Below are 25042 nucleotides of genomic sequence, written 5' to 3' on the forward strand. Positions count from 1 at the left end.
GAGGTTACAGTGAAAAGCCCACCTCAACGGCACCCGTCCCACCCGCCTCTCCGCATGGTCGAAACGCATGGTCCAAAAGCATGGTCGAATCCGAAACCCGCCGCAGTGCCCCCGCCTCCCCCGGGCTCCCCTCGCAACCGACGGAGCCGACGGCTGACGCGAACCACCCCGATCTCCTGAAACGCCAACTCGCCGAGATCGCCGGCCGGCCGCCGGCCGCCGCGTACCGGTCATATGTGCGAACCCGCTCACCGCTGCTGTTCGAACTGCTCACGAAGACCGCGGCCCCCGGCCACACCTACGACCACCTGCTCGAGTCGATCCGCTCGGGCTGGCCCCTCGACGCCGACGGATTCGCCCCGGACTACATGGTCGCCCTCGCCGGCGCCGCCACCAGGCACCGGGACTTCGCCGACGGCCTCGCCCTCTACCGCTTCGCCGATATCGCGCTCGGCGCGGCGATCACCGGCGAGCACCAGCTGCACTACGCCGAATGCGCGGCGGCGGTCGGCGGGAGCGCGGCATCGCTGCTCGACCGCTTCGACGACCTCACCCAGGTCGCGCGCCTCAGCCTCGAAGCCGAGGCCGTGCACCCCAAGCACGGCGGCGACGAACCCGCCTGGCTGCGGCACTTCGGCACCGCGGTCGGCATGGAGGACCTGGCGTTCGACCCCGACCCGACCCGGACCCACTTCGACCGGCTCACCACCGGCATCACCGACACAGTCACGCGACCCGAGAAGATCTCGATCGTCATGACCTGCTTCCGCCCGAACGACGCCATCTTCACGGCCGTCGACTCGATCATCGCCCAGACCTGGCAGAACTGGGAACTCATCGTCGTCGACGACGACTCCGGCACCGAGTTCGACGGCATCCTCGGACGCGTCGCCGACCGGGACAAGCGCATCCGCGTCCTCCGGCTCCCCGCCAACTCCGGCACCTACCGCGCCCGCAACCGCGCCTTCGCCGAATGCAAGGGCACCTTCATCACCGGCTTCGACTCGGACGACTGGGCGCACCCGCGCTGGCTCGAACGGCAGGCCGAACCGCTCCTGCACGACAGCGGCATAGTGATGACGTTCGCCAGCTGCGCCCGGGTCAAGGAGGACCTCACCCTCATCAACACCGGCCGCCCGATCTACGGGCCGCGCTCCACGTCGGTGCTGTTCCGCGCCAAAGCCGCCCGGGAGCGCATGGGGTTCTTCGACGCCGTGCGCAAGGGCGCCGACAGCGAGTTCCACTTCCGGTTCAAGGCCGCGTTCGGCCGCCGCGCGGTGCAGAAGCTCAACGGGGAGATCCTCACCCTGATCCGGCTCGGCGCGGACACGCTGACCTCGCGCGACATCGGCTACGGGTGGCAGCATCCGGCCCGCTTCGCCTACCGCTCGGCCCACCACCACTGGCGCCGGCGCATCACCGCCGGCGACTGCGCACCGTACCTGGCGGCCGACGAACCTGACCGCCCGTTCTACGCCCCGGCGCTGATCCGCGGGGCCTCCCTCGAAGGCACCCGCTTCGACCTGCTCATCGTGATCGACTGCCGCTTCTGGGAGGCGAGCCAGCAGCGGGCGATCGCGCTGGCCCGCAAGGCGATCGCCGAGGGCCTGAAGGTCGGCGTGGTGCACATCGAGACGCTGCTGCGGCTGCGCGAGGACCTGCGCTACTTCCGGCCCGAGATCCTCGACTTCCTGAACGAACCCGAGGTGCGCCGCTCCGGCGCCGAGTTCGTCGCCGCGATGGACGTGGTCGCCACCGACGAACTGGTCGTCTCCGACCCGTCGCTCTGGGAAGGACGCGAGGCCGAGTTCGGTCTCACCGGGTTCGACCGGATCGAGATCTGGGAGGCCTCCATCGCCGCCACGGTCGAGACCGGGAAGCCCGCGAAGCCGAAGCCCGCCGCGACCGCAGCCGCCGCGCCGCGCCGCCGGGTGCGAGCCGTCGAACAGCTCGGCCGCATCCCCCGGCGCATACGCCGCCGCCTCGAGGCCCGGGCCCTGGTGCGAGCAGCGGCCATCGCCGTGGTGCTCGTGTGCCTCCTCGCGGCCTCGAGCTGGTTCTGGGCCGGACTCGACACCTCGCTGCTGCTCACGTTCGCGGCGCTCGCGGCGCTGCTGGCGGCCGCGGCGATCGCGATGACCGCGCCCGGGTTCCGCCGCATCCAGTCCTTCATAGACAGGATCTCCTCGAAGTGACCTCCATGCCCACCGTCCGCAATCTGAGCCCTCTCCGCCGCGCGGCCGTCTCCGGTGCCGGACTCGGCGCCGCCGTCGGCCTCGGCGCGGCGCTCGCCTACACGACCCCGCCCGCGGTGTACGTGCCGTACATGGCGTCGGTGCTGATCGCGGAAGCCGTCGTCGTGGCCCGCACCGTGCAGCGCCGCATGGCCGACACCGGTTCGGCGAGCCTCCGGGAACTCGTGTCGCCGCGCAACCGCCGCGCGCGCCAGCGCCGTGAGAAGAAGGCCCGGCGCCTGAACGCCGAGCTGAAGCTGCTCGGCGACCGGCTCAAAGCGGGCTTCACCACCGACACGGCCGAACGGCTCGAGGCGATCGCCGGTGACAAGTCGCTCCCGGCGGTGTCGCGGTCGCTGGCCGAGCGCGCCCTCGCCGACTGGCGCGAGCGGCCCGCCCCCGCCGCGGATCTCGCCGACCAGCATTTCGACGTCGTGTTCGTCTCGAACTTCAACCTCGGCGGCGGCACGACGCAGAGCAACCGCAACGAGATCGAGATGCTGCGGGCCGCGGGTAAGCGGGTCGGCCTCATCCACCACCCGCTGTATCAGAACCACAGTGCACGCCCGATCAACGCCAAGATCCTGAACCTGGTGGACGGGGAGCAGGTGCGGCTGATCGAGGGCGACCGGAAGCTCTCGTGCGACCTGCTGCTCATGCGGTTCCCGCCGTTCGCCTCGCGGCTGCGGGACGACCTGCCGGAGATCGACGCCGCCCGCAAGATGCTCGTCGTCAACCAGGCGCCGATGACCTACTACAGCCTCGGCACGGGCCACCGCCCCGTCTGGGACGTGCAGACCGTGCACCGCAACCTGCGCGACTGGATCGGCGACCACCACTGGCGCACGGTCGGCCCGCTGGTGCGCCAGGCGCTCACCGACTGCCACGGGAGCGAACTCCGCGAGGTCGACCTGTCGTCGGGGCACTGGTATCCGTCGTTCGACACCGCGGCCGTCCCGCGGCGGGACGAGTCACCGGTCCCGGGCGTCGCGCGCGTCGGCAGGCACTCGCGCGACCACGTCTCGAAGTGGCCCGAGCTCGCCGCCGACCTGCGCAGCGCCTATCCCGACCGGGAGGACGTGGCGGTCCGCGTGCTCGGCGGCGTCGAGATCCCGCGCCGCATCCTCGGGCGCCTGCCGCGCAACTGGTCGTCGACCGCGTTCGACTCGGTCGACGTCGGCGAGTTCCTGCAGCACCTGGACTTCTATGTCTACTTCGTGAACTCGGCGCTGCTGGAGGCGTTCGGCCGCGCCCCGGTGGAGGCCATGGCGGCCGGCGTGCCGACCGTGCTCCCGCCCCGGTTCCGGCCGGTCTTCGGCGACGGCGCCCTGTACGCGGAGCCCGCGGAGGTCGCCGGGGTCCTCGACGATCTGCGCGGCGACCACGACCGGTACCTGAAGCAGCGCCGGATCGGGCGCGACACGGTGGAGCGCTTGTTCAGCCATGAGGCCCATCGCAGTCGATTCCGATCGCTCGGCATCGACCTCGACGGGCCTCAGTGACGGGTTCGATCAGGCGGCCGCGCCGGCCGCGGTCCATTCCTCAGGGTAGGGGAACGAGGCCGTCAGGTCGGCGCAGGCCGCCTCGACCTGCGAGTAGTGGGCGTCCCACTGGCATGAGATGTTGATGAGGCCCCGGTCGGCGAAGAGGAAGAAGTCGCGCCACTTCACCTCGACGTCGCCGATGACCTTCTCCCCGTAGCGGTAGATGCCATGGTGGCGGTGCACGAGCGTCGCGTGGAAGTTGTTGAGCGAGACCGTGCTGCCGAGCTTGCTGAAGTAGTCGGTGACCATGCCGGCCTGGATGTCGTACGTGGAGGTGTCGGCCCCCTCGCTCAGCAGGTACGAGGTCACGGTGATCTTGTCCTGGCCGCCTTCGGCGCCGGCCACGTAGAACACGTACGAGACGTGCTCCTCGGTGAACAGGATCTCGCGGTCCTCGCCGCTCGTGGCGGTGAAGCCCGGCGGTGGTTCGATGGCGAGCTCGACCGGCGCGGTCGGCGCAGCGGCACCGGTGGTCGCGTCGCCGATGGGCGTCTCGGGATCCTCACCGCCTCCGTCACCGGTGCAGGCTGCGACGGCGAACAGCAGGGCCATGGTCGCCAAGGCGGTCAACCTGCGCATGGGGCTTCCTCTCAGGGTGCTTGGGTTATCCGGAACCGGGGCTCCCCGAGCGGGGAGGGGATCGATACACACTGTACCAAGACCGGGCGACGGCCCGGTCCCGCGAGGAAGCCGGGGCGTGCTCGGTCTCAGGGTCGATTCGCAGCTCACGGGCGTACGTTCCGTGGGTCTTCGCCTCACGGCGGCGGCAGCGCTTCGCCCAGCAGGGCACTGAGCGAGCGGGCGTACGGGGTGCTGATGTGGTGCGAGTCCCGGTAGACCAGCGTGTTCCCGGTGATGACCGGGCATGCTCCGGAGATGCAGAACCAGCCCACGGTGTCGATCACGGTGGCGCCGGCCTCCTGCGCCGCGCCCATGGCGGCCTCGCGGTTGCCGGAGTCGTCGATGGCCTCGGCCCGGTCCATGACGCATTCCTGGACCGCTTGCTGGTGTGTGGCGACGCATTCGGGAATGGAATCGCCGGTGGGGCTGCGAGGCGTGTCGGTGAGCGTCACGGTCTGGCCGGCGGCCGCGGTGACGCGTCCCAGGGTGTCGGCCCACACCTCGGCCCAGCCGTCGGGGCCCGAGGGTTCGCCGTCGGCGATGGTGGGCGAGTCCTCGCTGCTGAGGATCACCATGGCGGGCTTGATCGCCTCGATCTCGCTGAGGACGCTCTCGCGCCATTGGTCGCATTCGGAATAGTCGCGTTCGAACGTCTCGTTGTACGGGGTGATGTCGGCTGCGCTGCAGGCGCTCTTGGTGCGGGAGAGGAGCTTCCAGCCGCGCTCCTCGGCGATCGGCTCGAGCGCGGGGAACCACTGCGCGGCATGGGAGTCGCCCATGAGGACGACGACGGTGCCGCTCTCGGTGTCGCCGTAAGCGCACTCGGACGGCGGCTCGATGCCCTCGTAGCCGAGGTGGCACTTGTCGCCGTAGATGGCGGGCTCGTCGTTCCCGACACCGGTCAGCGAGGGTTCGAGAGCGGCCGGCACCGAGGTGACCTCCAGGCCGGCCTGGAGGCGCTGCTCGATCTCGGAGACGTCCTCGACCTCTTCGACGGCGTCGAGGTCGACGGGCGGTTCGTCGACCGGGTTGCTCCTGGAGAAACTGACGGTCAGCGTGATGACCATGCCGATCGCCAGCAGCGAGCAGACGACACCGGTAACGAGGCCCCACATGTTGCTCGTCTTCAGGGGCCGGGAGTTGCGGATCGGCTCCTCGATGTACCGGTAGGACAGTTGCGCGACGGCGACGGCGGCCACAATGAGGACCGTGTAGAGGCCCACGGACGGCTCAGCGTCCAAGGCGAGCGGGATGAGGATGAGGATCGGCCAGTGCCACAGGTAGAGGCTGTAGGAGATCTTCCCGAAGAACTGGAACGGGGCGGTGCCGAGGAGCGAGGAGACCGGGTTGCCTCCCGCTCCCGAGCCCGCGATGATGACGAGCGCGGTGCCGAGGACCGGGAGCAGCGCGGTGTATCCGGGGAACGGGGTCGCATCGTCGAAGACGACGCCCGCGGCGATGATCGCGGCGAGGCCGCCGATGCCGAGGACCCAGCCGAGTGCCTTCGGCGTCTTCTTGAGCGTCGGGAGGGTGAGCGCGAGGAATGCTCCCGCCGCGAGTTCCCAGGCGCGGGTGTGGGCCGCGTAGTACGCGGTCGGCTGGGCCTGCTCGGTGACGAGCGCCGAGAGGACGAGGCTGAGCGCGAAGATCACGGCGGAGGCCGCGATGCCGATGTCCACGAGTTTGCCGGGATGGCGCTTGACCAGGAGGAGCAGGCCCAGCAGGAGCAGGGGCCAGACGATGTAGAACTGCTCTTCGACGGCGAGGGACCAGAACTGCTGGAACGGCGTGGGCATCTGGTCGGCGTTGAGGTACTCGGACTCTTGGGCGATGAGCCGGTAGTTCACGAAGTAGACGATGACCGTGAACGCGTCCTGCATGACCGCTTCGAAGCGGGTCACCGGGAACCACAGCCAAGCCGCGATCGCGGTGGCGATCGTGACGACGCTCGCGGCGGGGAGGATGCGGCGGGCGCGGCGGGCGTAGAACCCGGCGATCGAGATCCGGCCGGTGTCGAAGACCTCCTTGACGAGCAGGGAGGTGATGAGGAATCCGGAGAGGACGAAGAACACGTCCACGCCGACGTATCCGCCTTGGAAGTACGAGAAGCCGGCGTGCCCGAGGAGCACCAGGATCACGGCGATCGCGCGCAGGCCCTGGATGTCCGGGCGGAATCCGACGCCTTCCCAGCGGGTCGGTGGGGCCGGCTGCGGCGGGGCGGCGGGGCGCGGGTGGCCGCCGGTGTCGGCCGGGCGCGGCGGGGCGGGGGTTTGGAAGGCGGGTCGCTGCGGGTAGGGGCTCGGGGCAGTGCGCTGCGCCCCGGCGGTGGGCATGCCGAGCGCGGGTCCGTTCGCCGACGTGCCCGGGGTGGCGACCGTCGGCAGGTGGAGGGTCTCCTCGTTGACTCCCGGGCCCGGGGCGGCGCTGTGCGGGGGCCTGGGGGCCTGGGGCGAGGTCATGGTGCAGGGTTCTCCGTCTAGCCGGGCGCGTCGGGTCGCCCCATCCTAAGCGCTCGGTTCCCGCCGAGCGCCGCAGCGTGTGCCCGCTCGGCTGTCCGTGCACACCCGTTACGGAGCCGCGGACCCATCGTACCGAAGTCGGGCGAAGCCCGCGGCCCTGCTTGGGCCCCAAAGGAACGGTGCTGAGGTGCAGAAAGGCCCCGACCTCGGTGCGAGGTCGGGGCCGCCGTGAGTTCGTTAGAGCGCCTTGAGGACTCGGGGTTCGACCCGGTAGAAGATCCAGCGGCCGAAGAACATCAGGAACGCCGAGAAGCCGATGGCGACGCAGAGCTGGTACGTGTTCGGGGCGAATTCCGGAATGAAGACCGCGCGGTGCATCGAGAAGATGCCGATGAGCGGGTTCGTCGAGAAGATGTCGAACAGCCAGGGGTTCTCTTCCATGGTGGGCGCTTCGGAGACCTTGGTGACCGGGTAGATGATCGCCGAGGCGTAGAAGAGCACGCGCATGATGAGCGGCAGGAACCGTGAAACGTCCTTGTAGAGGACGTTGAGTCCGGCGAGGATGAACACCATGCCGGCCAAGAGCATCGTCTGCACCAGGATCGCCGGGAACAGCCACAGCAGGTTGAATCCGAAGGTGCCGCCCTGCCAGATCGCGACCGCGAGGAGGATCGGGAAGCCGACCGCGTACTCCGCGAAGCGCGCGAAGACCTTCGAGACCGGGAAGACCTCTCGTGGGACCTTCATGACCGTGATCAGCGCCGACTGGCCGCCGAGGGACTTCGCGCCCTCGTTGACCGCGGAGGCGAACCACTGGTAGGCGAAGATGCCCGAGACGATGAACAGCAGATACCCCACGCCGTCGGGCATGGCCTTGCCGCCGCCGAAGACGAGGTCGAACACGAACCAGTAGATGACCGTGAGGCCGAGCGGTTCGATGAGCGACCAGACGTAGCCCATGAACGTCGACTGGTACTTGACCGCGAGGTCGCGGCGGACCAGGACCGACAGCGCGTACCGGTGGCGCATGAGCGCGGTGAAGCCGGTCGTGAGCGGGAACTTCCGCTTGAGCGGCTTGACTTCGGCAGTCCGCAAGCCCGGGCTCTCGTCGCTGCGGGCCGAGTCGAGGAACGCCGGGAGCTCGGCGGTGTCGTCGAGGTTGCGGCGGATGTGGGAGGCACCGGCCACCGGCATGTCGCGGTTGGGTTCGACGCGGGTCGCGTAGGGCGCCTGCGGGACCTGGCCGGCCGGGTGCTGCTGCGCGGGCTGCTGGCCTTGGGGGGCCGCAGCGGGAGCCGGGGGCGTCTGGCCGTGCGGGGCCGGCGCCGTCGCCGGAGGCGGCGGGGGCTGCTGCGGCTGGTAGTGGCCCGGCGCGGGCGGCTGGCCGTACGGGTTCGGCTGGCCGGGACCGGCGTTCACCGGGCCGGGGCCGTGCGGCTGCGGCGACCCGTAGGGCTGCGGCTGGCCGGGACCGTGCGGCGGGGGCGGCGTGCCGTACGGCTGCTGCCCTTGGGGCGCACCGTAACCGGGGTTCGGAGCCGGACTCGGGTGGGGCGCCGGGGCGCCGTACGCCTGCGGCTGCCCGGCGGGCGCGGTGTACGAAGCCGGGCCGTAGCCCTGCTGCGGCTGCGGCGCCTGGGGAGGCGGAGCCTGACCGGCGTTCGGCCCCCCCGGGTGGCCCGGGGTGATGCCGGGCGCCGCGGAGGGCGGCGGACTCGCGAAAGCCGCCGAACCGGAGCTCAAGGCCCCCGGCGGGTATCCCGCGGGGGTGGCCGAAGGCCCGGGACCGAAGCCGCCCTGGGGGGCGGCCGCATCGGAGTTGTCCGGGCTCCCGTCGTTGTTTCCGGCCGGGCCGGAGACGCCTTCGGGGTGCGGGCTAATCGAGCTCATGCATCATCTCCGTCAGGTGTCGCTCCAGCGCCACCGAGTCCAGTTCACGATGTTCGAGAATCGTATAACGGCCTGGCCGGGTCCTCGGCGCGTAGGCCACCGCTGTGGCGAGCTCCGCGATGTTCAACCCGAGTTCACTCGCGGTACGCGGCAGACCGTGCCGTTTCATGGCGGCTGAAAGCTCCTGGAACAGGGCTTTGTCACCGCGCAACCACGTGCAGACCAGCGCCCCGACCCCGCCTTGGGCCCCGTGGGAGGCCAGGCCGGGGTGGAGCGCCTCGAGCGCGTGGGCGATCTCGTGGCAGCCGCCCGAGCACGGCCGGGACGATCCGGCCATGCTGGAGGCGAGGCCGCCTTGGATGAGCGCGTCCGCGAGGGTGGCCAGGAACGAATCGTCGGCGATGGTGCCGGGGTGGCGCAGCACGGCCTCGGCCCCGGTGCGGGCGATGGCGGCGGCGAGGCCGTCCACGGGTTCGCCGTTCACCTCGTGCGAGAGCTGCCAGTCGGCGACGGCCGAGAGGTTCGTCAGGGCGTCGCCGATGCCCGACTGCAGCTGGTGCGCCGGGGCATGGCGGATGAAGTCGAGGTCGGCGAGGACCGCGAGCGGCGGGTGGACCCCGTACGAGACCGAGACGCCGTCCCGCTCGAGCGAGGCGGTCGGGGACGCGAGGCCGTCGTGGGCGAGGCTCGTGGCGACCGAGACCATGGGCAGTCCGAGGTCGGACGCGGCCCATTTCGCGGTGTCGAGGAGTTTGCCCCCGCCGATGCCCACGAGGGCGTCGACGCGGTGGTCGTCGCGCAGGCGTTTGGTGAGCTCTTTGGCGCTGGTGAGGCTGCCGGGGGCGACGGTGTGGACGGTGGCGTCGGGCAGGTGGTCGAGTTCGGCGGCGATGCTCTCGCCGAGGCCGGGTCCGAGGGCGACGGCGACGCGCCCGCCCGAGGAGATCCGGGAGTCGGCGAGCAGTTCGGGGAGCCGTTTGAGTGCCCCGGCCGAGACTTCGACGGTGATCGGCGCCAAGACGGTGCGCGCGAAGGTCGGCAAACTAAAGACCCTTCGCGATCTCTTGGGCGGCGGCCCAGTCGGCGTGGTCGTCGACCTCGGTCCAGGCCACGGGCCCGGTGGAGACGGTGCCGATCTGCCCGGCTTCGGCGAGGAGCTGGTAGGCGTCCTCGTAGTAGAGCGTCGAGTCGCGGGTGAAGGTCGCCTCGAGGGCCTTGGTGAGGTCCGCGGCGAGTCCGGCGGGGATGAGGCTGACGCCGATGTACTCGCCGGCGGCGGTCGCGATCGGCTGCTGCTTGTGGATGAGCTCGACGCCGCCTTGGCCGACGCGGACTTTCATCGCCTCGTCGGTGAGCTGCTTGTGGTCGTCGAGCGCGAGGAGCAGCCGCGGGTCGGTCTCGGCGGCGGCGAGGAGGTTCCGCTCGATGCTCGTGGGGTGCACGGTGTCGCCGTTGACCAGGAGCGCACCTGCTTTGTAGTGGTCGCGGGCGGTCCACAGCGAGTACGCGTTGTTCCAGTGCGGCTTGTCGTTGTCGACGATGGCGACGCTGACGCCGTAGCGGTCCTCGAGGACCGGGGCGTGCTCGCGGATCTTCTCGGCGGCGTGGCCGACGGTGATCGCGAGGTCGGTGACGCCGACCTCGGCCAGGCCCCGCACGATCGTGTCGAGGATCGTCTCCGTCTCGGTGACCGGCAGGAGGGTCTTGGGGAGCGCGTCGGTGTCGGGGCGCAGGCGCTGCCCCTGTCCGGCGGCGAGGATGACGCCTCTCACGAGTTTGCGGCCTTCCGATCGTCGGCTGTGAACCCGCCTAGTTTACAAGTCCCGAAAGGGGGGAGGCCCCGGCCGAGTGTGCGCCTGCACACGTCGGCCGGGGCCTCCTTCTGGGAAGGGGCGACAATCGCGAAGCTCGCGAGCGGTTCGATGCGCTCGGTCGCGGAGCGGTTGCCGCTTCCTCCTACAACGAGCCGCCGCGGGCCCGGTTACGCGCGATTTCGCACTCTCGGCGAAGTTCGCGGGCCATTACTTGGCGGCGATCGCCTTGGCGAGGTTCTCCGACAGCGTGTCGAGGAACTCGTCGGTGGTCTGCCATTCGGCCTCGGGGCCGATGAGGAGCGCCAGGTCCTTGGTCATCTTGCCGCCCTCGACGGTGTCGATGACGACCTTCTCGAGCTCGTTCGCGAAGCCGGTGACCTCGGGGGTGCCGTCGAGCTTGCCGCGGTGGGCCAGGCCCCGGGTCCACGCGAAGATCGAGGCGATCGGGTTGGTCGAGGTCTTCTTGCCGGCCTGGTGCTGGCGGTAGTGGCGGGTCACGGTGCCGTGGGCGGCCTCGGCCTCGACGGTCTTGCCGTCGGGGGTCATGAGCACGGAGGTCATGAGGCCGAGCGAGCCGAAGCCCTGCGCGACGATGTCGGACTGGACGTCGCCGTCGTAGTTCTTGCAGGCCCAGACGTAGCCGCCCTGCCACTTGAGCGCCGCGGCGACCATGTCGTCGATGAGGCGGTGCTCGTAGGTGAGGCCCTTGGCCTCGAAGTCGGCCTTGTAGTCGTTGTCGAAGATCTCCTGGAAGGTGTCCTTGAACATGCCGTCGTAGGCCTTCAGGATGGTGTTCTTGGTGGACATGTACACCGGGTAGTTCCGGGCCAGGCCGTAGCGGAACGAGGCGTGGGCGAAGTCCTCGATGGACTTCTTGAAGTTGTACATGCTCAGGGCGACGCCGCCGCCCTCCGGGTAGCGGGCGACCTCGAACTCCATGGGCTCGGTGCCGTCGTCCGGGGTGAAGGTGACGGTGAGGGTGCCGGGGCGGTCGACCTTGAAGTCGGTGGCGCGGTACTGGTCGCCGAAGGCGTGGCGGCCGACGATGATCGGCTCGGTCCAGCCCGGGACCAGGCGCGGTACGTTGCTCATGATGATCGGCTCGCGGAAGATGGTGCCGCCGAGGATGTTGCGGATGGTGCCGTTCGGGGAGCGCCACATCTTCTTGAGCCCGAACTCTTCGACGCGGGCCTCGTCGGGGGTGATGGTGGCGCACTTGACGCCGACGTTGTACTGGCTGATCGCGTTGGCGGCGTCGACCGTGACCTGGTCGTCGGTGGCGTCGCGGTGCTCGATGGAGAGGTCGTAGTACTTGAGGTCCACGTCCAGGTAGGGGTGGATCAGCTCGTCCTTGATCTTGCTCCAGATGATGCGGGTCATCTCGTCGCCGTCGAGCTCGACGACCGGGTTCGCAACCTTGATCTTCGCCATAGTCTCGCTACCTCTCCTCGCGCCTACCTGCGCCTGGGTTGACTGCGCCGCTAGTGGGCGCCGGAGCCATCGCCCCTAACAGTACGAGCGTACTGGCTTTACCGTGGAGAGCCGCGCCCGGCCCCGGGAGTCAATGGTCACAGCACGGGCGCGCCGATAACGATTCCGTCTCAAGGCTGGCGTGCGCAGGGTCACGACGGGTAGCTTCTCTAACTAGAAACAATCTTTCCAATTTGTTTCGCCCCCCGTCGTCCGAGGCTCACCGGCTCTTCTCGAGCCGGAGTCCCGATTAGCGCACGAAGGAGTGCCCCGAGGTGACCGCACCTGCCGCACCCCCTCCCCAACGCCGCGTTGAGGAACGTACGCCGCCCCGCACCGCCGCCCGCGTGGTCCGGCGCGTGTGGACCTCCTACGTCTTCCGCCGCGTCCTGCAGTCCGTGTTCGTGGTCTGGCTCGTCGCCACCATCACCTTCATGCTCATGCAGCTCATGCCGGGCGACCCGATCGAGATCATGGCCGGCCGCCTCAACAGCTCGGGCATGTCGCACGACCAGGCCATGGCCACCGCCGCGAACATCGTGAGCTACGACCCGGACGCGAGCGCCTGGTCGCAGTACCTCGGCTTCCTCAAGGGCCTGGTCACGCTGGACCTGGGCAACTCGCTCACCAGCCCCAGCACCTCGGTCTTCGAGCACGTCATGGAATACCTGCCCTGGACGCTCTTCGCCGTCGGCACCGGCATCGTCCTGGCCGCCGTCATCGGCCTCTCGGTCGGCATGGCCACGGCCTACCGGCGCGGCTCGGTCCTCGACCACACCATGACCTCGGTCGGCTCCTTCCTCACCGGCGTGCCGAACTACATCCTCATCGCCGCGGTGGTCGTCCTCGGCTACACAGTGCTGGGGATCCTGCCGTTCCTCGACATGCGGGGCCGCGTCACGGCGGGCGTCGAACCCGGCTTCGACCCGGTGTTCTTCGGCGACGCGCTCTTCCACGCGATCCTGCCGATCATCGCCTTCGCGTTCACCTCCACCGGCGCGTTCATGCTCAACATGAAAGCCGCGACCACCGAGGTGCTCACCGAGGACTACGTCACGGTGGCCCGCGCCCGCGGCCTCAAGCCCGGCCGCATCAGCCGCAACTACGTGGGCCGCAACGCCCTGCTGCCGGTGGTCCCGCAGATCGCCCTCCAGCTGGGGATGCTCGTGGGCGGCTCGATCGTCATCGAGCAGATCCTCAACTACCCCGGGGTCGGCCAGATGCTGATGCAGGCCATCGGCAACCGCGACTACCCGGTGGTGCAGGCCGCCGTCATCATCCTCGCCACCTCGGTGGTCATCACGAGCCTCATCGTGGACCTCCTGCTGGTGAAGATCGACCCGCGCATCAAGTCCGAGAACCAGGAGGCGTGAGCATGACCGCCGTCGAAGCGCCGGCCGCGAAGCCCCGCCGCACGTTCCGGGAGAGCACGCTGGGCCAGATCTGGACCGGGCTCACCCGCTCCCCCGCCGGTTTCGCCGGCACCGTACTCGTGCTCGCCATCGTCGGGTTCTCCTTCATCGGCCCGCTCGTGGTCGACCAGGACAACCCGACCGACACCTCGATGATCTGGACCGCGCCCTCGGGCGAGCACTGGCTCGGCACCCAGTACGAAGGCAAGGACACCTTCACGATCCTGGTGAACTCCGGGGCGGAACCGATCTGGGTCGGCGGCATGGCCGCCACGATGGCGGTCATCGTGGCCGTCGTCCTCGGTTCGATCGCCGGGTACTTCCGCGGCAGGATCGACGCGCTCCTGCTGCAGCTCACGGACGTCACCGTCACGATCCCGCAGTTCCTGCTCATGATCGCGGTCGTCGCGTTCTTCGAGGACATCCCGCCGTGGGGCGTGGCGATCGTGGTGGGCTCCACCATGTGGGCGTTCCTGTTCCGGTCCATCCGGGCGCAGGTCATGTCCCTCAAGGAACGCGAGTTCGTCGAAGCCGCGAAGCTCCAGCACCTCGGCACGATGCGGATCGTCTTTCGGGAGATCCTGCCGAACATGGCCGGGTTCATCTTCGTGAACTTCGTGATCGCCGTCAACCAGGCCATCTACGCCATCGTCGGCCTCTACGTCCTGGGCCTCATGCCCTCGGGCACCCCCAACTGGGGCTTGATGATCCACCTGTCGTGGCAGAACAACTTCTTCCTCCTCCCGGTCGCGATGCCGTACGTGCTCGCGCCGCTGCTCATGATCGTGCTCTTCACGATCGGCCTCGTCACCATGGGACGCGGCCTCGACCAGGCGCTCAACCCGCGTCTGAGGGATAGGTGAGACCATGACCGACCCGATTCTCAGCGTCCGCGACCTCTCGATCGCGTACAAGACCGGCCGCAAGGAGTCGGTGACCGCCGTCAGCGGCATCGACCTGGACCTCTACGAAAGGCAGTCCCTCGCGCTCGTCGGCGAGTCCGGCTGCGGCAAGACCACGCTCGGCCTGGGCCTGCTGCGCCTGCTGCCGGGCCTGGGCGAGATCACCTCCGGCTCCCTGACGTACCGGTTGAAGGACGGCTCCACGGCGGACCTCCTGAAGATGAAGCCCGAGCAGTTGCGCCGCTTCCGCTGGGCCGAGGCCGCGATGGTCTTCCAAGGCGCGATGAACGCCTTCAACCCGGTCATCAAGATCGTCGACCACTTCGCCGACACGCTCCGCGACCACTCGGACGGCAAGCGGAAGTGGACGAAGGCCGCCGTCGAGGCCCGCGCCGGGGAGCTCCTGGAGACCGTGCGGCTCGACCCCGACCGGGTGCTCCAGTCCTACCCGCACGAACTGTCGGGCGGCATGAAGCAGCGCGCCCTCATCGCGCTCGCCATCGCCCTCGACCCGCAGGTGCTCGTCCTCGACGAGCCCACCACGGCCCTCGACCTGCTCACCCAGCGCTCGATCGTGCAGCAGCTCCACGAGCTCCGCAAGAAGTTCGGCTTCACGATGGTGTTCATCACCCACGACCTCGGCCTCGCCGCCGAGCTCGCCGACCGGGTCGCCACCATGTACGCCGGCCGCATCATCGAGACCGGCTCGGCCCGCGACATCTTCTACGAGCCCAAGCACCCGTACACGGCCGGACTCATCAACGCCGTCATGCCCGTCAAGGGCCTCCGCCCGCAGCTGGAGTCGATCCCCGGCTACCCGCCGAGCCTCAAGGCCATGCCGAGCGGCTGCGCGTTCCACCCGCGGTGCGCGTTCGCCACCGACGCGTGCAAGAACGAGCGGATCGACCTCGACCTGCTCACCGAACGCCCGCTCGGCATGAGCCACACGGCCGCGTGCCTCCACCACGACCAGGTCCGCTTCGAGCGCAAGTGCACTGACACGAGCGCTGCGCGGCCTGCGAGCATCGTCGAAAGCGAGACCGCCGATGTCTGAGACACCGCTGCTGAAGCTGTCGGGCCTGGAGCAGGTCTTCGACACCCGCAAGGGCCCGGTCGCCGCCGTCGGCGGCGTCGACCTCGAAGTCAAGGCCGGCAAGGTCCTGTGCCTGGTCGGCGAGTCCGGCTGCGGCAAGACCACGACCGCCCGCGCGGCCGCCGGGATCACCCGGCCCACGAGCGGCGCCGTCGAGTTCCGCGGCAAGCCCCTGACCGCGATGAACGCGGCCGAACGAACCGAATACCGGCGCTCGGTGCAGTACATCCACCAGGACCCGTACGCCGCACTGAACCCGACGCGCACCGTCTACTCGACGCTCACCGCCGGACTCAAGCGGCACGGACTGGTCAAGGGCCGCACCGAAGCCCGCGCCAAAGCCGCCGAACTGCTGCGGCTCGTGGACCTCACCCCGCCCGAGTCCTACCTGGACGCCTACCCGCACCAGCTGTCGGGCGGCCAACGCCAGCGCGTCAACGTCGCGCGGTCGCTGGCGATGGACCCGAAACTGCTCATCTGCGACGAGTCGACGTCCATGCTGGACGTCTCGATCCGGGTGAGCCTGCTCAACACCCTCGGGCGGCTGCGCGACGAGCTCGACGTCGGCTTCCTGTTCATCACCCACGACCTGGCCGTCGCGAAGTACTTCGCGTGGGACGGCGAGATCGCGGTCATGTACCTGGGGAAGGTCGTCGAGCACGGCCCGACCCCGGAGGTCATCGGGAACCCCCAGCACCCGTACACCAAGGCGCTCATCGGCGCGGTGTGCGAGCCGGACCCGGACCTCGCGAAGGCGAACCGCTCAGCGGAGCAGCTCCGCTCGGCGGAGATCCCGAGCCTGCACGACCTGCCCGCCGGGTGCGCCTTCCACCCGCGGTGCCCGGCATTCGAGCCGGGCGTGTGCGACGGCGAGCGGCCGCTCCTGCAGCTCGCCGAGCGAAGGAACGTGGCGTGCCACGTGGTCGCGCGCGACCGCCGGCGGGCCGCGGCGCCGGATGACCGGACGCTCACCTTCGACGCCGTACCCGGCTCGCGGCGCCCCGAACCCGAATCAGCCATCTGACCTCGGTACCCCTGCTCCACCACAAGAACATCACTGCACTCTCTACTGATTGAAAGGAAACGGCGATGACCTCTCAGCGATTCGAGCTCAGCCGACGCAACCTCATGCAGGCGGTCGGCCTCGGCGCCGGCGCCGTTGCGACCGCGGGCGTCCTCGGTGCCTGCCAGGCCGAAGGATCGGAAGGCGAAGGCGCCAGCGGCACCTTCGTCTACGTCTACCCGTTCGACATCACCACCCAGCACCACAACGCGGCGATCAACAACGCCGCCCTGCTGGTCCCGGCGCCCGTGGCGGAGCTGTTCCTGCCCCGCCCGGCGATCCTCGACTGGGACACCCTGGAGTGGATCCCGCAGCTGGCCGAGTCGGTCGAACTGGTCGACAAGACCCTCACGATCAAGCTGCGCTCCGGTGTCAAGTGGACCGACGGCAACGCCGTCACCGCGAAGGACGTCGTGGGCACCATCTACCTGCAGAAGCTCAACGCCGCGCAGGGCACCGTCGGCTGGGACCAGCTGGTCTCGGCGACGGCCGACGACGACACCACGGTCACCGTCACGTACTCGGCGGCGTTCCCCGGCGTCGAGCACGGCGCGTTGAAGGCGCAGATCCTGCCGCACGCCCGCTACGGCGAGTGGATGGACGAGGCGCAGGGCCTGGTCGAGGCCGGTGCGGTGCAGGGCAGCCCGGAGCAGTCGGCGCTGGCGGAGAAGATCGCGGCCGTCGACTTCAAGGACGAGGACCCGATCACCAGCGGCGCCTACCAGTTCGACCAGATCGGCGAGACCGTCATCTCGTTCAAGGTCCACCCGGACGGGCTGTTCGCCGACCAGGTGAAGTTCGCGAAGATCGAGGTCCAGAACGGCGACAACGCCGCCGCGGTGCAGATGCTGCTCTCGCAGGAGATCGACTACTGCACGCAGGTGCTGGGCGCGGCGGACCGCCAGACGATCGCGAGGGTCGAGGGGCTCAAGGAGCTGTCGACGCCGGGCTTCGACGGCATCGGCCTGATGCTCAACCAGGGCCGGTTCCCGGAGTTCGCCGACGCGCGGGTGCGCAAGGCGTTCATGTACATCCTCGACGGCGAGTCGATCGGCGAGATCGCGAAGGGCAACGGCGGCTACTACATCCCGAACACGTACTCGGGTCTGCCCGACCCGCACGCGGAAGGCCTGTTCGACGACGTCGAGCTGGAGTACTACACGCCCGACCACGCGAAGGCGACCGCGCTGTTCGAAGAGGCCGGCTGGAAGAAAGAGTCCGACGGCTGGCACACCCCGGCGGGCGACCTGGCCGAGTACGCGATCATCGGCGTGGAAGGCTGGACCGACTTCGTGCTCTCCGGTGAGCAGGCCGCGGCCCAGCTCAAGGAGTTCGGACTCCAGGTCACCTACAAGAGCGTCCCGGAGGACAACCCGTGGGGCATCTGGGGCACCGGCGACTTCGACATCGCGGTGCGCCAGTGGGCGAACCCGTTCGTGCCTTACGCCTACGGCTCCTGGCAGATGGCGTGGTTCACCGACAACGCCGGCACCGCCGACAACGCGGGCATGGGCATCCCGACCGACGAGGTCGACTCCCCCAGCCAGGGCAAGGTGAACGTCGCCGAGGTGTTCCTCAAGTCCCAGCAGGGCACCGAGGAGGAGCAGGCCGCCGCGAACAAGACGCTCGGCATCGTGTTCAACGAGACCCTGCCGCGCCTGCCGCTGTTCCTGAACCAGCGCGTCAGCTACGGCATCGAGGGCGTCCGCGTGAAGGCGATCGACCCGGGCTCGTACGCGCTCAACGACGTCTACTTCGACAACCCGATCATGGTCCGCGTCCTCGACGGCGCCATCGAACCGGCGTAGTCCGCCTGCACGGGACCTGCCTTCCGTGCGGTCCAAGGGCCCGGCCCCCCCGCCGCGGCCCTGCTCCCCGGGCGACCTGCTCGCGCCCGGGGAGCCCTTGTCCCCAATTGAAAACCAAGTGAATACAAGCTCGGACCGGGTCTACGACCCCGGCCCGGAGCCGCGCCAGACCGAGGCGGGTCCAGGCGCGGCGAACGAGAGAAGCAAGGCCCCGACCGGATTGCCGGTCGGGGCCCTGCTGCATGTTCGATTGCAGCGCAAAAGACCTTGGCGGCGAACAGGAGCGGAGCCCACACCATCAGCGCCGCCATGGATCTGCACACCGACGGCTTACCGGCGACGGCTGTCAGAGGAGCGAGTGTCCCGCTGTGCCTGAGAAACTCACCAACGGCCCTGAATCCGGCGACAAGCGTGAGCAGCGGCATTCCTGCCAGTCCTGCCGGTGTTCCGCCGGTGTTTCGCCTGTGTTTCGCCTGTCAATAGGTCTCTTGTGCAGGAAGGATGGTCTCGAAGGCTCACTACACGCTCGATCCAGCCGCATTTCCAGATCGTTGAAGCGATCGGACCGGCCATTGTCTGATGAGCCTCCAAAGAACCCGCAAGGAAGAAGGTAGTTCATGACCATCAGATCGAGACTGTGGGCTTCGCTGGCTGTGGCGCTCGCAATGATGCTCGCGGCCGGACTGGGAGTCGCCGGGCCTGCTGCGGCCGATTCCGGCACAGGCGATCTCGCCGCAGCAGACGCTGCCGAGCTCGGCGCTCTGCTCGATGTCGAGTATATGCCGCAACCCGACGGCTATATCGAGATCACCGAGTACGAGAACGCCACTGAAATCACGATGGTCGCAGCAGATTGCGAGAGGACTGTGCGCGCGAACAAGCCCACGAAGTCCACGTCACGCATCCGCGGCAGCGGCTACTACAGCATCTCAGGGTGCGGCAGCAGCCCATATGAGGTCATCATCAGCCTCGAGATCTATGTCAACGGATACTGGCTGTCACAGCGCTCGTGGAGCTTCCTGACCTACCCCCCGATCAGTGGCGAGCCCAGCATCAGCACGCCCTGCAAAAGGGGGGGCTGGACCACCACGATGAACCTCACGAAGAACGGCAGCTCGGTTAAGTACCTGAGAAGCAACGCCCTGAACGTGACATCGTGCTGAACGGCCGAGAGGAGCAAACCATGAAGTATCGACGATGGATCGCAAAGATGGCGGTGGCGCTGATGGTCTTCGGGATCGGCGCGGTCAGCGCGACCATACCGGCCTCGTCCGCATCAGCCGCCGGCTGCACCCTCACCACCAGTATCAGCGGACCGAACAAAGTCGGATCGAAGGTCAACGGCATCTTGAACATCAAAGTGTCCGGTTGCTCAGGCCGTTACTGGACGGAGTACAGCTACCTCAACGGCCCCACGAACGACGGACGTACGGTGACCTACAGGGGCGACCGAGACTACTCGGTCCTTCTCAGCGCGCCGTGCCGAACCGGAACCTACAGGCTCATCCTGCAGATCCGCGGCGACGGATTCGACTCCTATGACGAGCAATCGAAGTACATCCGATGCTGACCTTAATGCCTTGAGCCGGTTCCGGATCTCCGCACACGCAGCCGCCCCGCATGAGACCCAGGGGCTTTCAAGTCGTCCTTCATACCCGCCACATGGGTGATGGGAGCCTGCGCCGACTCATGGTGACGACTCTGGGGTGTTCGCACCTTTCGATGCCGGGCCCGGCGAGAACGGACTCGCGGTGATGCCGCCTGCTCGCGCCTCATCAGACCCGAGAAGTTCAGGCCCGGACTCCGCGTTGAGCGGGGTCCGGGCCCTTCGAGTTCAGTCCTCAGGTCGGCCGAGGATCCAGGTGGTCATGCGTTTTCGCGCGTAGTGGACGAGGTGTTCCGGGTTCGCTTTGAGCCATGGGTGGCGGGCGAGTTCGTGGGCGAGCGCTGAGTAGTGCGCTTGGCTGCGTCGCTGCTCGGACAGCGGTTCGGCCAGGTGCGGTTCGCCGTAGAGCGCCCGCGTGACGGCTTCGACGGCGAGGTGGTCGGGCGGCGGGACGGTCCCGCGGCCGGCCTGGCGCAGTTCGGTCATGAACTCGCCCAGGCGGTTGTAGTCGATCAGGCCCGCTCCGAGTCCGGCGCCGGGTCCGAAGCGGTATTCGAGGACGACGGCGACGGCGGCACGAAGGTGTTCGGCGGCGATGCCGTGGTCTTTCGCCTGGAACTGATGCCGGAGTCTCGCGGCCGTGTCGACTTCGCCGGTGACGAGCGCCGTGAGGTGCGTGCGGTGGAGCGCTTCGGGTGTCATGCGTCGGTTCCTTCCTCGGCGGGAGTGGCCGGGTCTGGATCGCCCTGGGCGGGCTCGGTTTGGACGGGCTCGGTTTGGACGGGTGCGGTTTGCACCGGTGCTGCCGGCTCGCGCTTCGGCGAGTTGAGCTCTGGCGAATCGAGGGCTCTGCCGAGCAGGTCTTCGCGGGCTTCTTCGACGAGGTCGAAGAGTTCGTCCAGGTCGGCTTCGGTCAGTTTCGGGTCGGCGAGGTCGTCGATGACGGCCCACATGTAGGCGGCCTGCTCGGTGTGCGGGATCTCGGTGAGCAGGACTGATTCGGCGGTGACGGCCCGGATCATGGCCTCGGCGCGCAGCGCCTCGAACGGGCGATCCGGACGGAAATGCTTGTCGTGCAGGCGCTTGGTGAGCGCGGCGAGGTCAGTCGGGTCGGGTTCGTAGCCGAGTTCTTCGACCACGAACTGGGTGAAGAGGGTCAGCGTGAACAGCAGGTGGCTCATGCGCTGCTCGTCGCTGATCTGCGCGGCGAGGCGGGCGGCTTCGGTGGTGTCGCCGGTGAGGCGGGCGGCGGCATGGGCGCGGAACAGCGCCGTGCTCTCGGTGTAGTCCATGGTCATCCTTCGCATTCGCGTTGGGCCACATGCCAGGCCGCGACGGCTTCGCGTTTGAGCGCGGCAGCCCGTCCGGGCTGGCGGGCCCAGTCGAGGTGGTCGAGTCCGGTGATGTGCAGTTCCGGGCATGCGGAGCCCGATGCGGTGGTGTCGAAACCGGTGATGAAGCCCAGGACGGGCGGCACGTGTTCGGGGAGCGTGATCCACAAGCGCGGGATCGCGTACAGCACCCCGAAGCGGACCTGGCGGCCGAAGACCTCGGTCTCGGCGACGGTGGTGAGGCCGTCGGGGTCGATCCCGCCGAACGACCTCACCGGCAGCGGGATCTCCCTGAGCGCCTGGTCATACCGGGCGCGGATGCGGTACGGAGCGAGGCGGCCTACGCCCATGCCGCACCTCCGGACGCGCGGGTTCCGGTCCCGGGCACCGACATTCCAGGCGCGAACACGGGCGCTGTGCGTCGGGGCACCGATGCCTCGGTGCGGGCCCGCTGCGCTCCGCGCACGGCCCCGGCGAACCGGGCGGTCCGGGCCGCGAGCGCGGTGTGGCGGTCGGGTGGCGCCGGCTTCTCCGCGCGTGGCTTGGGCCGGTGGCGGAGGAGCCCGATGGTCAGGCGGATGCCGCGTGCGATCCTGCCGATGGTCGGGCCGCATTCGCGTTCGATCACGGTCGGCGAGCGGTGGGCGGCGGCGAGGTCAGCGGACTTCTCGATGAACCGGTCCCAGGCGTCTTCGCGCAGCTTGCCGAACCGGTGCGGTGAATCCTCGGGGATGCCGGTAGGGACATCGGTCGCGCGGCGATCCGCCTGACGCGGCAGGTGAGGATGGTGCTGCGGGCGCACTTGACGTGCCACGGGTTCGCGGATCGGTTCGCGGATCGGTTCGCGCGCTTGGGGTTCGGTCTCGGGCCGCGCCCAGGGCTGAGGCCGGGGCCCCGGTTGCGGACTGGGACGCTCTTCGGAAACCGGCGGCCGGGACGGTGGTTCGGGAGGGTCCGTGTTGTCGCGGTCGGCGCCTTCGCCTGGTGTGGAGGGTCGGCGGTCGGTGGCATCGCGGTGATTGACCTCCCGGTGATTGGCTTCCCGGGCTTCCTGGGCTTCGCGTTCGCGGGTGATGCGGGTGCGGCGGTCGTAGAGCGCTTCGGCGCGCTCGGCCCACTCGGCTTTCTCGGGGTCCTCTTCGATCTCCCACCAGGGGATCGGGTCGGGGAGCTCGTCACGGCGGTGACGGCCGGTCCGGCGGTCGGGGAACCATCCCGGGGAGCCGAACGGGCCCGGGTCGAGGACATCGTAGGGGCGGGTCTTGTCGATCAACCAGTCATCGCCTGGCTTGTGCCGCAGGTGGTCCGGCTCGTAGCGCGGCGACCAGGGGTCGTCATCGGCGGCGTCGAGGACGCACAGGTCTGGACGGGTCTGGTACCGGTAGGCCCCGGGTGTCATCGGATCGGGAGAGCCGTCGGACAGGAAGAGGCGACGGCCCGCCCAGTCGTAGTAGCCGTCTACCTCCCCGAAGAGCCCGGGGTTCTTCGGGTGCGGGTAGGCCGGGTTGTGGCGAGGGTCGGACGAGACCGGCCCGGCTTTCCCCGGGGTGAATCGCGGCGTGGGGAGCGGTTCGGTGCGCGGCTCGGTGTGCAGCGCGGGACGCGGTTCGGGACCCGGTTCGGAACGCGGCACAGGACATGGTTCGGTTTGCGGCGCGGCATGTGGCTCGGTGTGCGGCACGGAATCGCGGACGGCGATGTTGCGGAGCCGAGCACGCAGGATCGCCGCGAGTTCCTCGTCGCTGCCGGGGATCGGGCCGGACTCGGGGTTGGCGGGTGCGGTGGAGTAGGCGGCGGCTTCGGAGGTGAAGCGGCGGGAATGGCTGTTTTCAGGTACGCCGGAATAGCGTATCGTCGTAGACGACACGGAAGGACTCCTTCTGTTGTTGGAGCCGCCCGGCGGAACCAGGTTTTAGCGGACTCAGGCCCGCCGGGCGGCGATTACATTCTGACCTATCAGAATTGGTCAATGCGATCTGGATGCTTCGTAACAAGCTCCGTTCGAGACGTAAGAACTTGGCCCGCAAGAGATTGCGAGTGCCGGTCCTTCGATGATGACTCATCAAAAACTTACGTGTCAACTTACGATGCAAGAGTGTCTAGAAGTTTTTGAGAGCTTAAGGGGGCCAAGGGCTTTGCCCTTGGCCCCCTAGAGATGCTGTGGCGATGACCGACTACCGATTAGCCCTTTCGATGGCCTTGTCGATGAGTTGGTCGACTTGATCCGGAGTGAACCCAAGCTGCTTGACCATCAGATACGACGCCGAAGGCATCACCGTGTTCGCAGTGGCATGCGGGACCTCATCGAACAGGTCCGACTCGCCAAGGACCGACCGGATCAGCATCTCAACATGGATCGGCTTGACCTTTTCGGCGGAGTTGTTGACTCCGACCATGAAGGCATCGACAAAGGCCTTGATTGCGCGGGGGTCGGGTTCCTTGCCGAAGCGTTGTCGCACCGACAGGCCGAAAAGGGCCGTATTGAGCCGACCCGACCCCGGCCATTCGCCGTCAGGAAGGTCGTTGAAATGCCGCGCGGAGCTTTCGAAGTCCTGCTTCAGCAGGGCGCGAAGGTACTCGACGTACTTCGCCAGCAGCTCATCCATCGTTCCTCCTGAATCGGTTCACTAGCTTCTTAGTTGCGTAGGCCGCTCCGACCCCGGCTACCGCCAGCGAGGCGGTAAGGCTGGCCTTGCTGAACGGCGGTGGGTTGAAAGGGATCGCGGTGCTTACAGCTCCGTCGTCTTGGATGGTGATCGTGCGAAGTTCGCTCGGTGCCGGCCCTCGTTCGAGGCCCTTAACAATGTTATCGAGCGAGTCGGCGACGTTCTTTGTGCCGTCGGACAAGTCATCGGATTTGCGCATCAACCGGTCGAATTCGTCGTCTTCATCCTCGAATTGGAGGATCGCGGGCGGCTGCGGCACAGCCTCCCACGGCTCGATCTGGTCGCCGTTCCGGTACTGCAGCTCAGGAGAGGAGACGCAGTCAGAGCCTTCAGGTGTGTTCTCGCCATCTGAGCTCGGCGCTGCGGGAGTGAGCGGATCGTTCGGAAGCGGGCCGCTACCGCCCCCGGCCGCTCCGGCGTTAGCGGAGCTGTCAGGTGCCGAGCTTCGTGCTCCCGGTCCAAGGGTGCCGTGGATGGCCGACAGCACAATGAAGTGCGCCTTCACCAACGCGCCCTGCAACGCAGCGCGCATCGACTCGGCCTCCTCGATCTTCTCGACCACGCCGCGCATCCGCTCGGACGCGACCTCGACACCAAGCCCGCCAAGAGCCCTGGCCGTGTGCTCGGCCTGCCCCTTCGACGAATTGATCGGTCCGGCGACCGCCTCGACCGCAGCCCGATCGGACTCGATCTTGGCGGCCAAGTCCTGCAGACGCGCCACGACCGATACTTACTGCTGCTTCGCAGCCGCCGCCGCAGCCATCGCCTCGTTCAGCTTGTTCTGCAACGCAGCAGCCATCGCGCTGCACTCTTCCAGCGCTTCCTTACAACCCGACAGCGCCGCCATCGCACCCTCGACGCCCAAGGCCTGCAACTGACCCAGGGTCTCCTCGGTCATCGCCTTGCTGCCCTCGATCTGTCCCTGAACCTCCGTCACCGCGTTCGCATTCGCACTGACCGAGGCGATCACATCATCAATCGAAGCCATGGGAGCATCCATTCGCGCTGGTTCCGGTTGGGGCACAGGTGATCGCGAAGTCGTACAACCGCTCCGCGAACCGCCGTCGCGGCCCACGTTACCCGACCCGGGTCAACCGCGCATGACACGCTGACGGTCATCGACCCGAAC

At 68.5% G+C, this 25042-nt stretch carries 22 protein-coding genes; 9 read left to right on the forward strand and 13 right to left on the reverse strand.

Annotated elements, in window-relative coordinates:
* Nucleotides 1–80: 80 nt before the first annotated feature.
* Both JHY01_RS11775 and JHY01_RS11780 read left to right on the forward strand, forming a co-directional pair.
* Entirely contained in the window at nt 81–2195 is a 2115-nt protein-coding gene (locus JHY01_RS11775) for a glycosyltransferase family 2 protein (RefSeq protein ID WP_205325840.1), read from the forward strand.
* Complete coding sequence (locus tag JHY01_RS11780) at nt 2192–3736, forward strand: hypothetical protein (RefSeq protein ID WP_205325841.1); 1545 nt, start codon at nt 2192–2194, stop codon at nt 3734–3736. Before JHY01_RS11775 ends, JHY01_RS11780 begins: the two co-directional genes overlap by 4 nt.
* Before the next feature lie 9 nt (nt 3737–3745).
* Here JHY01_RS11780 and JHY01_RS11785 read toward each other — a convergent pair whose 3' ends face one another.
* The 6 genes from JHY01_RS11785 to JHY01_RS11810 all read right to left on the reverse strand — a co-directional run bounded on the left by JHY01_RS11785 (nt 3746) and on the right by JHY01_RS11810 (nt 11993).
* Nucleotides 3746–4357, reverse strand: coding sequence for a hypothetical protein (locus JHY01_RS11785; protein WP_205325842.1), 612 nt, complete (start codon nt 4355–4357; stop codon nt 3746–3748).
* Between the two features lie 176 nt (nt 4358–4533).
* Nucleotides 4534–6858, reverse strand: coding sequence for an acyltransferase family protein (locus JHY01_RS11790; protein WP_205325843.1), 2325 nt, complete (start codon nt 6856–6858; stop codon nt 4534–4536).
* Between the two features lie 237 nt (nt 6859–7095).
* Entirely contained in the window at nt 7096–8748 is a 1653-nt protein-coding gene (locus JHY01_RS26630; RefSeq protein WP_240192676.1) for an ABC transporter permease, read from the reverse strand.
* Nucleotides 8735–9790, reverse strand: a complete 1056-nt coding sequence (locus JHY01_RS11800) for an iron-containing alcohol dehydrogenase family protein (RefSeq protein ID WP_205325844.1) — start codon at nt 9788–9790, stop codon at nt 8735–8737. Before JHY01_RS11800 ends, JHY01_RS26630 begins: the two co-directional genes overlap by 14 nt.
* Nucleotide 9791: 1 nt before the next feature.
* Nucleotides 9792–10520, reverse strand: a complete 729-nt coding sequence (locus JHY01_RS11805; RefSeq protein ID WP_205325845.1) for an NTP transferase domain-containing protein — start codon at nt 10518–10520, stop codon at nt 9792–9794.
* Nucleotides 10521–10769: 249 nt separating this feature from the next.
* Nucleotides 10770–11993: an NADP-dependent isocitrate dehydrogenase gene (locus tag JHY01_RS11810; RefSeq protein WP_205325846.1), complete on the reverse strand. Its 1224-nt coding sequence runs from the start codon at nt 11991–11993 to the stop codon at nt 10770–10772.
* 314 nt (nt 11994–12307) lie between these two features.
* Here JHY01_RS11810 and JHY01_RS11815 point away from each other — a divergent pair, with 314 nt between their 5' ends.
* The 7 genes from JHY01_RS11815 to JHY01_RS11845 all read left to right on the forward strand — a co-directional run bounded on the left by JHY01_RS11815 (nt 12308) and on the right by JHY01_RS11845 (nt 19880).
* Nucleotides 12308–13405 (forward strand): ABC transporter permease, encoded by a 1098-nt coding sequence (locus JHY01_RS11815; protein WP_205325847.1) that lies wholly within the window; start codon nt 12308–12310, stop codon nt 13403–13405.
* Between the two features lie 2 nt (nt 13406–13407).
* Nucleotides 13408–14307: an ABC transporter permease gene (locus tag JHY01_RS11820; RefSeq protein ID WP_205325848.1), complete on the forward strand. Its 900-nt coding sequence runs from the start codon at nt 13408–13410 to the stop codon at nt 14305–14307.
* Between the two features lie 4 nt (nt 14308–14311).
* On the forward strand, nt 14312–15400 hold the full coding sequence (locus tag JHY01_RS11825; RefSeq protein WP_205325849.1) for an ABC transporter ATP-binding protein: 1089 nt from the start codon (nt 14312–14314) through the stop codon (nt 15398–15400).
* Nucleotides 15393–16463: an ABC transporter ATP-binding protein gene (locus JHY01_RS11830; protein ID WP_205325850.1), complete on the forward strand. Its 1071-nt coding sequence runs from the start codon at nt 15393–15395 to the stop codon at nt 16461–16463. Before JHY01_RS11825 ends, JHY01_RS11830 begins: the two co-directional genes overlap by 8 nt.
* 65 nt (nt 16464–16528) lie before the next feature.
* Entirely contained in the window at nt 16529–18310 is a 1782-nt protein-coding gene (locus tag JHY01_RS11835) for an ABC transporter substrate-binding protein (RefSeq protein ID WP_205325851.1), read from the forward strand.
* 617 nt (nt 18311–18927) lie between these two features.
* Complete coding sequence (locus JHY01_RS11840) at nt 18928–19473, forward strand: hypothetical protein (RefSeq protein ID WP_205325852.1); 546 nt, start codon at nt 18928–18930, stop codon at nt 19471–19473.
* Between the two features lie 20 nt (nt 19474–19493).
* Nucleotides 19494–19880 carry a hypothetical protein gene (locus JHY01_RS11845; protein WP_205325853.1) on the forward strand — a complete coding sequence of 129 codons (387 nt, stop codon included), beginning with the start codon at nt 19494–19496 and terminating at the stop codon, nt 19878–19880.
* 264 nt (nt 19881–20144) lie between these two features.
* On the opposite strand, the gene JHY01_RS11850 is transcribed toward JHY01_RS11845, so the two are convergent.
* The 7 genes from JHY01_RS11850 to JHY01_RS11880 all read right to left on the reverse strand — a co-directional run bounded on the left by JHY01_RS11850 (nt 20145) and on the right by JHY01_RS11880 (nt 24901).
* Entirely contained in the window at nt 20145–20618 is a 474-nt protein-coding gene (locus JHY01_RS11850; RefSeq protein WP_205325854.1) for a hypothetical protein, read from the reverse strand.
* A complete protein-coding gene (locus JHY01_RS11855) occupies nt 20615–21208 on the reverse strand; it encodes a hypothetical protein (protein ID WP_205325855.1) in 594 nt (197 codons plus the stop codon). Before JHY01_RS11855 ends, JHY01_RS11850 begins: the two co-directional genes overlap by 4 nt.
* 2 nt (nt 21209–21210) lie before the next feature.
* Nucleotides 21211–21597, reverse strand: a complete 387-nt coding sequence (locus JHY01_RS11860) for a hypothetical protein (protein WP_205325856.1) — start codon at nt 21595–21597, stop codon at nt 21211–21213.
* Entirely contained in the window at nt 21588–23114 is a 1527-nt protein-coding gene (locus tag JHY01_RS11865) for a hypothetical protein (protein WP_205325857.1), read from the reverse strand. The genes JHY01_RS11860 and JHY01_RS11865 overlap by 10 nt, the downstream gene beginning before the upstream one ends.
* A 307-nt stretch (nt 23115–23421) precedes the next feature.
* On the reverse strand, nt 23422–23853 hold the full coding sequence (locus tag JHY01_RS11870) for a hypothetical protein (RefSeq protein ID WP_205325858.1): 432 nt from the start codon (nt 23851–23853) through the stop codon (nt 23422–23424).
* Nucleotides 23846–24616 (reverse strand): hypothetical protein, encoded by a 771-nt coding sequence (locus tag JHY01_RS11875; protein ID WP_205325859.1) that lies wholly within the window; start codon nt 24614–24616, stop codon nt 23846–23848. The genes JHY01_RS11870 and JHY01_RS11875 overlap by 8 nt, the downstream gene beginning before the upstream one ends.
* Before the next feature lie 27 nt (nt 24617–24643).
* Nucleotides 24644–24901, reverse strand: a complete 258-nt coding sequence (locus tag JHY01_RS11880; RefSeq protein ID WP_205325860.1) for a hypothetical protein — start codon at nt 24899–24901, stop codon at nt 24644–24646.
* Between the last annotated feature and the right edge of the window lie 141 nt (nt 24902–25042).

Source organism: Glycomyces sp. YM15, assembly GCF_016918015.1.
GTDB lineage: Bacteria > Actinomycetota > Actinomycetes > Mycobacteriales > Micromonosporaceae > Glycomyces.

Coding starts and splice junctions, on each gene's coding strand:
- JHY01_RS11860 (WP_205325856.1), bottom strand. CDS start 21,597: ATGGGCGTAGGCCGCCTCGCTCCGTACCGCATCCGCGCCCGGTATGAC.
- JHY01_RS11845 (WP_205325853.1), top strand. CDS start 19,494: ATGAAGTATCGACGATGGATCGCAAAGATGGCGGTGGCGCTGATGGTC.
- JHY01_RS11855 (WP_205325855.1), bottom strand. CDS start 21,208: ATGGACTACACCGAGAGCACGGCGCTGTTCCGCGCCCATGCCGCCGCC.
- JHY01_RS11790 (WP_205325843.1), bottom strand. CDS start 6,858: ATGACCTCGCCCCAGGCCCCCAGGCCCCCGCACAGCGCCGCCCCGGGC.
- JHY01_RS11810 (WP_205325846.1), bottom strand. CDS start 11,993: ATGGCGAAGATCAAGGTTGCGAACCCGGTCGTCGAGCTCGACGGCGAC.
- JHY01_RS11870 (WP_205325858.1), bottom strand. CDS start 23,853: ATGGATGAGCTGCTGGCGAAGTACGTCGAGTACCTTCGCGCCCTGCTG.
- JHY01_RS11785 (WP_205325842.1), bottom strand. CDS start 4,357: ATGCGCAGGTTGACCGCCTTGGCGACCATGGCCCTGCTGTTCGCCGTC.
- JHY01_RS11840 (WP_205325852.1), top strand. CDS start 18,928: ATGACCATCAGATCGAGACTGTGGGCTTCGCTGGCTGTGGCGCTCGCA.
- JHY01_RS11820 (WP_205325848.1), top strand. CDS start 13,408: ATGACCGCCGTCGAAGCGCCGGCCGCGAAGCCCCGCCGCACGTTCCGG.
- JHY01_RS11880 (WP_205325860.1), bottom strand. CDS start 24,901: ATGGCTTCGATTGATGATGTGATCGCCTCGGTCAGTGCGAATGCGAAC.
- JHY01_RS11850 (WP_205325854.1), bottom strand. CDS start 20,618: ATGACACCCGAAGCGCTCCACCGCACGCACCTCACGGCGCTCGTCACC.
- JHY01_RS11835 (WP_205325851.1), top strand. CDS start 16,529: ATGACCTCTCAGCGATTCGAGCTCAGCCGACGCAACCTCATGCAGGCG.
- JHY01_RS11830 (WP_205325850.1), top strand. CDS start 15,393: ATGTCTGAGACACCGCTGCTGAAGCTGTCGGGCCTGGAGCAGGTCTTC.
- JHY01_RS11775 (WP_205325840.1), top strand. CDS start 81: ATGGTCGAATCCGAAACCCGCCGCAGTGCCCCCGCCTCCCCCGGGCTC.
- JHY01_RS26630 (WP_240192676.1), bottom strand. CDS start 8,748: ATGAGCTCGATTAGCCCGCACCCCGAAGGCGTCTCCGGCCCGGCCGGA.
- JHY01_RS11825 (WP_205325849.1), top strand. CDS start 14,312: ATGACCGACCCGATTCTCAGCGTCCGCGACCTCTCGATCGCGTACAAG.